Below are 12,312 nucleotides of genomic sequence, written 5' to 3'. Positions count from 1 at the left end.
ATGAAAATTATTTTATTTCCTCTCTAATCGGTATACAAACTTATCAAAATTTTGAGGTAAAGAATTAGTTATTGTCAGCTTGTTTGAGGTAATAGTAGGCTCAATCCTTATAACTGTTGTGTTGTCATCAATCTGAACTTTGTGTTTGCTCCTCATATTTACCATATCCAAATGAAGCGCTGTAAATTCGTAATTACCTTTATTAAGATCAATAATCATATATTCTTTCGTTCTGATCTGACCAACGGGTTTATTATCAATCCAAATATTTAACCTTGCGGTATTGTCCATTGAATGCAAAAAATTTGCACCGTTGTAGATTAGTATTTTACCATTCCCTAAAGTATTAAGATCTACCTTATCAATTTTCACATCTGCATAATCGCTTGGAATTGATCTCAATGCACAAGAAGATAAAGCAAATATTGATAATATGAAGCACAATTTTAAGGTTTTTGTTTTAAAATTTTTCATTACTGTATTTTTTATTATTTAACTTTTAGATTTATTTTAACTTCGCAGATCATCTAAAAACTGTTCCAAAGAATGAAGGTCACTTATTAAAACTTCTCTTGCTTTGGCTCCGTTGAAGCCTCCAACAATGCCGCTTGCTTCAAGCTGATCCATAATTCTTCCGGCTCTGTTGTAACCTAATTTCAATTGTCTTTGAAGCATCGAAGTCGAACCTTGTTGAGTCGAAACAATAATTCTCGCAGCATCTTCAAACAAAGCATCTTTTTCGTTCGGGTCAAAAGCTCCGACGGTACTTGTCGTTTCTTCAGAAACATATTCAGGAAGCATAAATGCCGAAGCATAACCTTTTTGTTCGCCAATGAATTCAGCTAATCTTTCAACTTCCGGAGTATCAACAAATGCGCATTGAAGCCTCAAAATTTCATTTCCGTTAAAATAAAGCATATCACCTTTTCCAATCAGCTGATCCGCGCCCGGAGAATCCAGAATCGTTCTGGAATCGACACTCGAAATAACTCTGAATGCCGCTCTTGCAGGGAAATTTGCTTTAATCATCCCAGTAATTACGTTCACGGAAGGTCTTTGTGTAGCTACAATCAGGTGAATTCCCACCGCTCTTGCCAGCTGCGCCAATCTTGCGATCGGAAGCTCAACTTCTTTTCCGGCAGTCATGATTAAATCTGCAAATTCGTCTACAACCAGAACAATATATGGTAAATAACGGTGTCCGTTTTCAGGATTTAATTTTCTTTCGCTAAATTTTTTGTTGTATTCCTTTAAGTTTTTACAAAATGCATTTTTAAGCAGATCGTATCTTTGATCCATCTCCACACAAAGAGAATTCAGCGTATTGATTACTTTATTCGTATCCGTAATGATTGCATCTTCCGAATCCGGAAGTTTTGCCAAATAATGTCTTTCGATTTTTGAATATAATGAAAGTTCCACTTTTTTAGGATCAACCATTACAAATTTCAGTTCGCTCGGATGTTTTTTGTAAAGCAGGGAAGTAAGAATTGCATTAATTCCGACAGATTTACCTTGTCCTGTTGCTCCCGCCATCAATAAGTGAGGCATTTTTGATAAATCTGCCATGAAAACTTCATTAGAAATCGTCTTCCCAAATACAACCGGAAGATCCATGTCTGTGGTCTGAAATTTTTGTGAAGCAATCACCGAACGCATAGAAACCATTGTTGGGTTTTTTCTTGGAACTTCAATTCCGATCGTTCCTTTTCCGGGCATTGGCGCAATAATCCTGATTCCTAAAGCTGAAAGGTTCAAAGCAATATCATCCTGCAATTTTTTGATCGCAGAAACTCTGATTCCCGCTTCAGGTACGATTTCGTATAAAGTTACGGTTGGTCCGATGGTCGCTTTTATTTCAGCAATTCCAACATTGAAATTCTTTAAAAGACCAACAATTTTGTTTTTATTTTCTTCTAATTCTTCCTTATTAATATGAATTTCTTCATTTCCGTAATCTCTCAATAAATCTAAAGTCGGCATCTGAAATTTCGCCAAATCAAGCTTATGATCGTACAAGCCGTGTTTTTCAATCAAATCGTTGGATTGTTTTTCAGAATCGTCTAAAATCTCAACAGCCGGCGCAACTTCTACATTAAATTTAATTCCGTCCGTCGGAGAAGTTGAAGGTTTCAGATCAAAAGCGTCTTCAGGTTTTGTTGCCGGAATATTGGGTTTTGTTGTAAGATTTAAGTTTAAAGATTGTGAAAAGTCTTTTTTCTCCTCTTCAAAAGAAGTCTGATTTGGTGTGACGATTTTTTCCACATCAGCGGAAGTTTTCAGAGGCTCATCTTTTCCGTTTTCCGAAAGATCCGTTACTTTTACATTTAAAGATGGTTCCTTGATTTCGCTTTCGAGCTCTTCATCAGCTTCAAAATTTTCACTTGAATTTGGCATCATCGATTTTACTCTTCCTATTGTATTTTCATTAATTTCATCAAGCTTAGCTTTAATTGAGCTAGGTCTCATGTTAAATTCAAGAATGAAGTATAAAGCAATACTTACCACCAAAACCAGCCAAAGGCCGACACTTCCGATGATTGCATTTAGCGAATCCATAATTTGGTAACCGTAAACTCCGCTTAAAACTCCGGCATTTCCCTGTCCTTTTGTAATAGCACCGAAAAAAATTGGAAGCCAACAGATAAAAAACAAAGAATGCCCGAAAGTCATCCACGGTTTGAAGATTTTTTTCTTTAAAATCATCGTTCCGAATACGACAAAAAGAAAGGCAACAATAAATGAAGCAACACCAATACTTTCAAAAATAAAAATATTGCCCAGCCAGTCGCCAAGCTTTCCAAAAATATTGGAAGATTTTATCGTTTTATCGAGCATGGTTCCGGCCTGACTTTGATCTGCTTTCCAATTCATCAAATAAGAAATGAAGGAGAATGTAAGAATTCCGGAAAAAACAATAAAGGTAAGCCCGAAAAAAATGCGGGGTTTTGATAATATTTTGCCTTTGTCAGGCGCGTCTGTCTGTGGTTTTTGTGCTTTCTTTTCCATAATGTCAATCTCGGCAAATTTAGTGTTTTTTTAATAGTGTTATTCTTTTTTTTCATGAAAACGAAGTCTTATTCTGTTGTTGTAAGCAACTTTATTTTTGATTTTTCATAAAAATTTCACAACTATTAAGAATGATTCAAAATAACGGTTTAGCACGCTTCTAATGACAAAAAACAGCTTTTTTTGTCTGCCTTTCATTTAATCATCCTTATTTTTGCATGTCAAGTAAAAAAAATCATGAAGAAGATCCAGGATATTCTTATTTCAACCAGGACAATGGCTGTTCTATTGTTGGCGTTCGCGGTTTCAATGGCTTATGCAACGTTCTTAGAAAACGACTATGGAACGCCCACAGCGAAAGCACTAATTTATGAAGCAAAATGGTTTGAGCTAATCATGTTTTTGCTTATTTTAAATTTTATCGGAAACATTGGGCGTTATCGTCTTTGGAGACGCGACAAATGGCCGGTTTTGGTTTTTCACCTTTCGTTTATTTTGATATTTATTGGTGGTGCGATTACGAGATACGTAAGCTTTGAAGGACAAATGGTGATCAGAGAAGGTGAAACTTCCAATGAAATCGTTACCGATAAGCATTTTTTTAAAATTCAGATAGAAGATAAAGGTGATGTTTTGAATTATCAGGATGTTCCTTATTTAATGTCGCCTTTGCATAAAAACTTCAATGCAACTTACGATTTTCACGGAAAGCAGGTAAAAGTGAAGACTTTGGATTATGTTCAGAGAAAAAAAGACAGTTTAATTGCTGATCCGAATGGTGCAGAATATCTTCATTTGGTTTCTACAGCAGAAACGGGAAGACAAAATATTTTCATAAAACCCGGTGAAACAAAATCGATCAACGGAACTTTGGTAACTTTCAACAGATCAATCGATGGTGCAATTGAATTTAAAAAAGAAAACGGACAGATTTTAATTAAAACTCCAGTCGACGCCAATTATATGACGATGGCAACACAGGCTACAGGAAATACGGTAAAAAATGAATTTCAGCCTTTGGTTTTAAGAAGTCTTTATACAATCAATGAATTAAAATTGGTTGTTCCTGAAGGTCTTAAAAAAGGCAAATTAATGGCTTTTGAAGGTGACAAAAAGAAAGACCAAAACGTTCCCGATGTGATGACCGTTGAAATTGAAGGCCCGAAAACAAAACAGATTGTAGACTTATCCGTAGAAAGAGGAAATCCAAACGCCTACAAACAGGTAACCATGGACGGACTGAATATTATGGTTGGTTTTGGACCAAAAATTTACAACACTCCGTTTGCTTTAAAATTAGATGATTTTGTGATGGAAACATATCCGGGAAGTTCTTCTCCGAGCGCTTACGAAAGTCATGTGAAAATCATTGATGAAGGTAAACAGATTCCTTATAAAATTTATATGAATAATGTTCTTAATTATAAAGGATATCGTTTTTTCCAGGCAAGCTTTTTGCCGGACAGAATGGGAACCGTTTTATCGGTAAACCATGATTTCTGGGGAACTTTAATATCTTACATCGGTTACGGATTTTTATTTTTAGGAATGTTTGTCATTTTCTTCTGGAAAGGAACTCATTTCTGGAAATTAAATAAAATGCTGAAAGACGTCAACAAAAAAAGAGCAGCGGCTGTTTTACTTTTATTTTTAAGTTTCGGACTTAATGCCCAGAAAATTGAAACTCACGGGACGACAGACGGAAGCAGAGAACACATTCATGTGGAAGGTGACGGTCACAATCACGCACAAGATTCGCAGGCTATTCAGGCTCAGCCACAAGCTCAGCAGAATTCAATGGCAGCACCTTTAACGAAAATGAAAATGATTTCTCCTGACGAAATCATTGCAAGAAATAAAATCAGCGCAGAGCATGCAGATAAATTCGGATATCTTTTGGTACAGAATTTTGAAGGTAGAATTGTTCCTATCAATACCCAGGCTTTAGATGTTTTAAGAAAGCTTTATAAAAAAGATGCTTTCAGAGGAACAGACGGAAAGTCGCTTACCGCTAATCAATGGTTTTTATCGATAAATACAGACACGCCGAGCTGGACAATGGTTCCTCTGATTAAAATCGATGCGAAAGGAGGAAAAGACCTTTTAGAAAAAACAAAAGCCGACGAAGACGGATATACTTCTTTAATGAATCTTTTTCCGGCAGATGCTAATGGAAACCTGACGTATATTTTGGATGAAGATTACAATACTGCTTTCCGTAAAAAACCGGCAGAGCAGTCTGAATATGACAAACAAGTTATTAAAGTAAACGAAAGAGTACAGATTTTTAATGAATTTTTCAGCGGACAGTTCATGAGAATTGTTCCTGTAAAAAACGATCCGAATCATACTTGGCATTCGTGGCTTGACCAAAAAATGGAGCCGGATATGGAATCTCAAAAAGTAATGGGACCTTATTTTGCAGAAGCTCTTCAGGCGCAAAAAACCGGTGACTGGAGCAAAGCAGATGCTGAATTGGCCAAGCTTTCAGAATATCAGCAAAAATGGGGCAAAAATGTAGTGCCGTCAAAATCTAAAGTTGATCTTGAAGTATTCATGAATAAAGTGAATCTTAATTTCAAGCTTTTAATATTTTACACCTTAATTGGAGGTTTATTATTAATTCTAGGTTTTGTTGATTTATTTAAAAACAACAAAATTTTAAGGAAAACAATTAAAATAATCATTGCAATCGGAGCGATTGGATATATTTGCCATTTCCTGGGATTGGTCGCAAGATGGTATATTTCCGGACATGCACCTTGGAGTAACGGTTATGAAGCGATTATTTTCATTTCCTGGATTGGAATAACGGCTGGATTAATATTGTACCGAAACTCAAACGCATTGATTCCTGCTGCCGGATTTATGGTTGCGGTTATCATGATGGGCTTTGCACATGGAGGTTCAGCTCTTGATCCGCAGATTACTCCACTGGTTCCTGTTTTGAAATCGTATTGGTTGATTGTACACGTTGCGATCATTGTGTCAAGTTATGGCTTCTTCGCCCTATCGATGGTTATTGCCGTAATATCACTGGTCTTTTATATTATTTCTGATAAAAAACTATTTAAATTTCATAATGATACTACATTAAAAGAATTAGCAATCGTTTCTGAAATGTCACTTACAATTGGATTATTTACCTTAACGGTTGGAAACTTTTTAGGAGGAATCTGGGCCAATGAATCCTGGGGAAGATACTGGAGTTGGGACCCGAAAGAAACTTGGGCTTTTATTTCAATTATGGTGTATGCGTTTGTTTTGCATATGAGATTGGTTCCGGGATTGAGAAGTAGATGGGCATTCCATGTGGCAACAATGTTTGCATTTTGTTCGATGGTAATGACGTATTTCGGAGTTAATTATTATCTGAGCGGTTTGCATTCGTATGCGGCTGGAGATCCGGTTCCGATCCCGGATTGGGTATATATCGGCTTATCTACGATGTTGGTATTATCTTTAGCATCATATTTTAAATTTACTGCACTTAAGAAAAAATAAGTTATCAATTAATTATTATTAAAATCCTGAAAAGTTATCTTTCAGGATTTTTTGTTCTTAAATACCAATTAAAATAATTAACTCTGTAGTGTAAAAATCTTCTACTGCGCTGAAACTAGCAATTAATTAGCGTTGTCACACTGAGCGAAGTCGAAGTGTTTTAAATATTACTCTAAAAAATTCAAAACTTATAATTCATAATTAAAAACTAATTTATATCTTTATGATATCAAATTAATATCACTTTAAAAATTTATAATCATGGAAAAAGTTTTAAAACCAATGTCTGGCTATTTAGCTTTAGTTATCTGTTTAATTTTGTTTATTGCGTCAGCCTATTTATTTATTACAGGAATTGATGCGGAAAACGTCACCAACATCGTTTTATCGGTAGTTGCTTTTATTTTGTTTTTCTTTTTTATTAAAGGTTTAATGATTATCCAGCCCAATCATTCAAGAGTTTTGAATTTCTTTGGAAAATATGTAGGAACTGTAAAAGACAACGGATTATTTTTTATCAATCCATTGTATTCCTCGCAGAAAATGTCGTTACGTTCAGAAAACCTTCAAGGACAAACTCTGAAAGTAAACGATAAAATGGGGAATCCGATCGAAATTGCTGTTGTTATGGTCTGGAAAGTTGGCGATACCTACAAAGCGGCTTTTGATGTTGAAAGATATTCAGATTTCGTGAAAATGCAGAGTGAAGCGGCGGTTCGTCATTTGGCGATGAGTTTTCCTTATGATAATCTTGAAGACGATCATGCCCCGATTACTTTAAGAGAAGGCGGTGAAAAGATCAACTCTATTTTGGAAGAGGAATTGACGGATCGACTTTCAAAAGCGGGAATCATCATTCAGGAAGCAAGAATTTCACATTTAGCTTATGCTTCGGAAATTGCGGGTGCAATGCTTCAAAGACAACAGGCTACAGCAATCGTTGCAGCAAGAACCAAAATCGTGGAAGGCGCAGTCGGAATGGTAGATTTGGCATTAAAAAAGCTTTCAGAAGAAAATATTGTAGAATTGGATGATGAAAGAAAAGCGGCAATGGTAAGCAATTTAATGGTTGTTCTTTGCGGTGAAAAAGCAGCGCAACCAATTCTAAATGCAGGAACTTTGTATAATTAAAATGAAATCAGTATGCCATTCTGACGAAGAAAGAATCTCAAGATATGTGATTAAAATAGATTCTTCATTCCGCTATTCTTCATTCAGAATGACAAAGAAAGTTTTATTTGCTGAGTGAAACGTCTTTGCGAACTTAAAAAACATAAAGCTTGTAGAAGCCTTTGCACTCTTTATGTTAAAAAAAGTATTAGAAAACAAAAGAAAATGAAATCTGAAAAAACTCCAAAACCTCCCGAAAATAAAAGTAAAAAATCTTTCGTCATAAGGATTGAAGAGTCAACTTATAAGCTTCTCGAAAAATGGGCAAATGATGAATTCAGAAGTGTAAACGGACAGATTGAATACTTGCTTCATCAAAGCTTAATAGAAGCAGGAAGAAAGAAAAAAGAATAACAGTTTATAATAATTAACAAAAAAGTAGAGAAACTTCTTTGCTTTTTTTTATTTAATACAACTTTGAAGCGTGTCTGCACCGAAATAAAATATAACCAGCCAAACCAAACCTTTTATAGTAAAAAAGGCAAATCCGGCCCAGCCGACACGCTTAAACCATTTTTTAAACTTTGAATTATTTTCCTGAGAATTTTCCATTTCTGAAAGCATAGAATTATAATGCAAAGATAAAGATGTTTATAATCATTCCAAATAAAAATAATGTTAAATGATTAAAATTTGACCATTCTGATAATTCTTTTTATCTTAGGCAAAACGAAAAGTAAACATTTATGTCTAAAAAAGTCAAAGATTTCGGAATTGAAAAATCATTAAAAAATCTTGGGATCAAAGCTGAAAATAAAGGAACTTCTACAGGCGGAAAGTTTTTCGCATCAGGGAAAACCATTGAAAGTTATTCTCCGTCGGACGGAAGATTGATCGCCAAAGTGAAAACTTCATCCGAAAACGATTATGATAAAGTAATTGATTCTGCACAAAAAGCATTTCAGGAATTCAGAATGATTCCGGCGCCAAAAAGAGGTGAAATCGTAAGGCAGCTTGGGCAGAAATTAAGAGAATATAAAGATGACTTAGGAAAATTGGTTTCCTACGAAATGGGAAAATCTTTGCAGGAAGGCTTGGGTGAAGTTCAGGAAATGATCGACATCTGCGATTTTGCAGTTGGTCTTTCGAGACAACTTCACGGCTATACAATGCATTCCGAAAGACCGGGACACAGAATGTACGAGCAATATCATCCGCTTGGCATCGTTGGCGTGATTACCGCTTTCAATTTCCCGGTTGCTGTTTGGGCCTGGAATACGGCTCTTGCATGGATCTGCGGTAATGTTACCATTTGGAAACCTTCAGAAAAAACGCCTTTTTGCGCCATCGCATGTCAGAATATTATGATGGAAGTTATTAAAGAAAATAATCTTCCGGAAGGCATTTCCAGTGTTTTGGTCGCAGATCATGAGATCGGGCAAAAATTGGTGGAAGACAAACGTGTTGCAATGATTTCTTTTACAGGATCTACAAGAGTCGGAAGAATGGTTTCTTCTAAAGTCGCTGAAAGATTCGGAAAATCTATTTTAGAATTAGGTGGAAACAACGCGATTATTATTTCCAAAGATGCAGATATCGATATGTCGATCATCGGTGCTGTTTTTGGTGCGGTAGGAACTGCCGGGCAAAGATGTACTTCTACAAGAAGGCTGATTATTCATGAAGATGTTTATGATGAAGTGAAAAATCGATTGGTAAAGGCTTACGGACAACTAAAAATCGGAAACCCGTTGGATGAAAATAATCATGTCGGACCGCTTATCGACGTTGATGCTGTAAATCAGTATGAAAAATCAATTGAAAAATGTAAAAAAGAAGGCGGAAATTTTGTTGTGGAAGGCGGCGTTTTAAAAGGAAAAGAATACGAATCCGGATGTTATGTAAAACCATGCATCGCTGAAGTAGAAAATTCTTTCGAAATTGTACAGCATGAAACTTTTGCGCCGATTTTATATTTAATTAAATACAAAACTTTAGAAGAGGCGATTGCCATACAAAATGATGTGCCTCAAGGTTTGTCTTCTGCGATTATGACGCAGAATTTGAGAGAAGCTGAGCTTTTCCTTTCTCATTTAGGATCAGATTGTGGAATTGCAAACGTCAACATCGGAACTTCCGGTGCCGAAATCGGAGGCGCATTCGGTGGAGAAAAAGAAACCGGCGGCGGCAGAGAATCCGGTTCAGATGTTTGGAAATACTACATGAGAAGACAAACCAATACCATTAATTATACTGCAGAATTACCTTTAGCACAAGGAATTAAATTTGATTTATAAAGAGCTTAATATAAACATTTAGTTATTTAAGGATTAAGAAATTATAATCATTTATCATTTTTTTAATCTTTAAATACTTTTAATCTGGATCACAAGAATATGGAACAAACACTAGAAACAAAAACTAATAAAGTAAAAGAAATAGTCGGCAAACATGTTTTGGCAGACGGTTTTGATTTTGTAATGGATATCGAAAACTCTTTCGGATCGTGGATACATGATCAGGTCACCGGTAAAAATTATCTTGACATGTTTTCAATGTTTGCTTCGGCATCTATCGGTTACAATCATCCTTATTTGGTGGAAAAATCTGCATGGCTGGGGAAAATGGCCATTAACAAACCAACTTTGGCAGATGTTTATTCTAAAGAATATGCCGAATTTTTGCAAACTTTTGAAAGAGTTGCAATGCCCGAAGAGCTTCAATATGCTTTTTTTATCGAAGGCGGAGCTTTAGGTGTAGAAAATGCTATGAAAGCTTGCTTCGACTGGAAAACTAAAAAGAATTTTGAAAAAGATATCGACGTTGAAGCCGGAATCTGCATACATTTCAGACAGGCATTTCATGGAAGAAGCGGTTATACACTGAGCTTAACGAATACCGCAGACCCAAGAAAATATCAATATTTTCCGATGTTTGAATGGCCTAGAATTTTAAATCCTAAATTGCACTTCCCAATTACCGAAGAAAATTTAGAAGAAACCATTAATAATGAAAAACTGGCGCTTTTAAATATAGAAGAAGCCATTTTATCAAACCCTAATAAAGTAGCCTGTATCATTATTGAGCCGATTCAGGCAGAAGGCGGTGACAATCATTTCAGAGACGAATTTTTTGAAGATCTTAGAAAACTTTGTGATGAAAATGAAGTTTTGTTGATTTTCGATGAAGTGCAGACCGGAATAGGAATTACCGGAAAAATGTGGGCATTTCAGCATTTGAACATTGTTCCGGACATTATTTCTTTTGGTAAAAAGACCCAGGTTTGCGGAGTTATAGCAAACAGAGAAAAATTTGATGAAGTTCCTAATAATGTATTCAGAGAAAGTTCAAGAATTAATTCCACTTTTGGAGGAAACTTTATTGATATGCTTCGTTTCCAATTGGTGATGGAAGTTATTGAAAAAGAAAATTTAGTTGAAAATGCTAAAGTTGTCGGAGAATTTTTATTGGAAAAATTACTGGATCTTACCGTGAAATATCCCGACAAAATTTCAAATGCAAGAGGAAAAGGCTTAATGTGCGCCATAGATTTGCCGACACATGAGCAAAGAAATCATTTAAGAGAAATTCTTTATAATGACAGTTTAATTATTCTGGCTTGTGGCGATTGCTCGTTGCGTTTCAGACCGCATTTGAACGTAACTAAAGAGGAAATTCAGATTGCTTTAGATAAAATTGAGAATAATATTAATAAAATTTAAAACTTTAAAATTTGGATTTTTGTAAAATTCATCCTATATTTAGATACTCAAACGGATAATATATGGAAAGAAACACGCGAGTATCAGTTTTTGAAAGTGACAATCCTTCAGAAATTCAGTTGATAAAGTCTAAATTAGAAGAGGCGCAGATTGCAAATGATGTCGAAAACAATTATCTTACTTTCACAACAACGCCTACGGCGACAACGCTGAAAGTAATGGTTGATTTAGCAGATGAGAAGAAAGCATTTGAGATAATTGATGCTTATCTTCAACAGAATCAAAATCAATAAAATCAATTTCATAATTTTAAATTTTACTACTTCGGAACCGAAAATTAATTGTATTAATTTTCGGTTTTTTTAATGATAATGAATTATTTTTTCGAAAATCTAATTATATATTTTTAATTTTAATCTTTGAAAAGTTTATGGCTCAGGAAAAACAAATTGAATTCAGAAAAGCGCAAGCTGAGGATAAAAATAGTATTTGGGAAATTATACAGCAGGCAATTGAAAGAAGACGAAAAGACGGAAGTAGCCAATGGCAGAACGGATATCCCAATCTTCAGACAATAGAAAGTGATATTGAAAAAGACTTTGGTTATGTGCTTACGATAAATGATAAGATAGCAGTTTATGTTGCGTTAATCTTCAATGATGAACCCGCTTACAGTACAATTGAAGGTGAATGGCTGAGCAACGGAGAATTTGTGGTTGTACACAGAGTTGCCGTACATGAGGATTTTGCGGGACAAGGATTGGTGAGAAAGCTTTTTGATCATATTGAGCAGTTTACTAAAGAAAACTATGTACAAAGTGTAAAAGTAGATACCAATTATGATAACATTGCAATGCTCAAAATTCTTGAAAAAGCAGGCTATTCTTATTGCGGAGAAGTTTTTTTAGCCGGCGGAATGAGAAAAGCCTTCGAAAAGCTATTGATTTAAAAAACATCTAAAAGTTAA

The 12,312-nt window shown here is 35.2% G+C and carries 10 protein-coding genes; 7 read left to right on the top strand and 3 right to left on the bottom strand.

The features are described from left to right. Window positions 1-12 precede the first annotated feature (12 nt). Both AC6CHK_RS07140 and AC6CHK_RS07135 read right to left on the bottom strand, forming a co-directional pair. Window positions 13-474 (bottom strand): hypothetical protein, encoded by a 462-nt coding sequence (locus tag AC6CHK_RS07140; RefSeq protein ID WP_498094914.1) that lies wholly within the window; start codon window positions 472-474, stop codon window positions 13-15. A 36-nt stretch (window positions 475-510) separates the two neighbouring features. Beyond that, window positions 511-3,009 (bottom strand): FtsK/SpoIIIE family DNA translocase, encoded by a 2,499-nt coding sequence (locus AC6CHK_RS07135; protein ID WP_498094912.1) that lies wholly within the window; start codon window positions 3,007-3,009, stop codon window positions 511-513. A gap of 237 nt (window positions 3,010-3,246) precedes the next feature. Here AC6CHK_RS07135 and ccsB point away from each other — a divergent pair, with 237 nt between their 5' ends. The 3 genes from ccsB to AC6CHK_RS07120 all read left to right on the top strand — a co-directional run bounded on the left by ccsB (window position 3,247) and on the right by AC6CHK_RS07120 (window position 8,037). After that, window positions 3,247-6,513, top strand: a complete 3,267-nt coding sequence (gene ccsB / locus AC6CHK_RS07130; RefSeq protein WP_498094910.1) for a c-type cytochrome biogenesis protein CcsB — start codon at window positions 3,247-3,249, stop codon at window positions 6,511-6,513. A gap of 261 nt (window positions 6,514-6,774) precedes the next feature. Beyond that, complete coding sequence (locus AC6CHK_RS07125) at window positions 6,775-7,644, top strand: SPFH domain-containing protein (protein WP_498094908.1); 870 nt, start codon at window positions 6,775-6,777, stop codon at window positions 7,642-7,644. A 204-nt stretch (window positions 7,645-7,848) separates the two neighbouring features. Then, window positions 7,849-8,037: a type II toxin-antitoxin system antitoxin gene (locus AC6CHK_RS07120; RefSeq protein ID WP_498094906.1), complete on the top strand. Its 189-nt coding sequence runs from the start codon at window positions 7,849-7,851 to the stop codon at window positions 8,035-8,037. A gap of 48 nt (window positions 8,038-8,085) precedes the next feature. Here the strand turns inward: AC6CHK_RS07120 and AC6CHK_RS07115 are convergent, their stop codons facing one another. Continuing rightward, on the bottom strand, window positions 8,086-8,262 hold the full coding sequence (locus AC6CHK_RS07115; RefSeq protein WP_498094904.1) for a histidine kinase: 177 nt from the start codon (window positions 8,260-8,262) through the stop codon (window positions 8,086-8,088). Window positions 8,263-8,369: 107 nt separating this feature from the next. On the opposite strand from AC6CHK_RS07115, the gene amaB reads away from it, so the two are divergent. From amaB to AC6CHK_RS07095, 4 genes are all read left to right on the top strand, one after another. After that, complete coding sequence (gene amaB, locus AC6CHK_RS07110; protein ID WP_498094902.1) at window positions 8,370-9,920, top strand: L-piperidine-6-carboxylate dehydrogenase; 1,551 nt, start codon at window positions 8,370-8,372, stop codon at window positions 9,918-9,920. A gap of 99 nt (window positions 9,921-10,019) precedes the next feature. Then, complete coding sequence (gene lat / locus AC6CHK_RS07105) at window positions 10,020-11,345, top strand: L-lysine 6-transaminase (RefSeq protein ID WP_498094900.1); 1,326 nt, start codon at window positions 10,020-10,022, stop codon at window positions 11,343-11,345. A 62-nt stretch (window positions 11,346-11,407) separates the two neighbouring features. Further along, window positions 11,408-11,638 carry a DUF2007 domain-containing protein gene (locus AC6CHK_RS07100; RefSeq protein ID WP_498094898.1) on the top strand — a complete coding sequence of 77 codons (231 nt, stop codon included), beginning with the start codon at window positions 11,408-11,410 and terminating at the stop codon, window positions 11,636-11,638. A 137-nt stretch (window positions 11,639-11,775) separates the two neighbouring features. After that, window positions 11,776-12,294, top strand: a complete 519-nt coding sequence (locus tag AC6CHK_RS07095) for a GNAT family N-acetyltransferase (RefSeq protein WP_498094896.1) — start codon at window positions 11,776-11,778, stop codon at window positions 12,292-12,294. Window positions 12,295-12,312 lie beyond the last annotated feature (18 nt).

The organism is Chryseobacterium sp. GQ58 (assembly GCF_059758895.1).
This window is presented reverse-complemented; position numbering and strand designations above follow the sequence as displayed.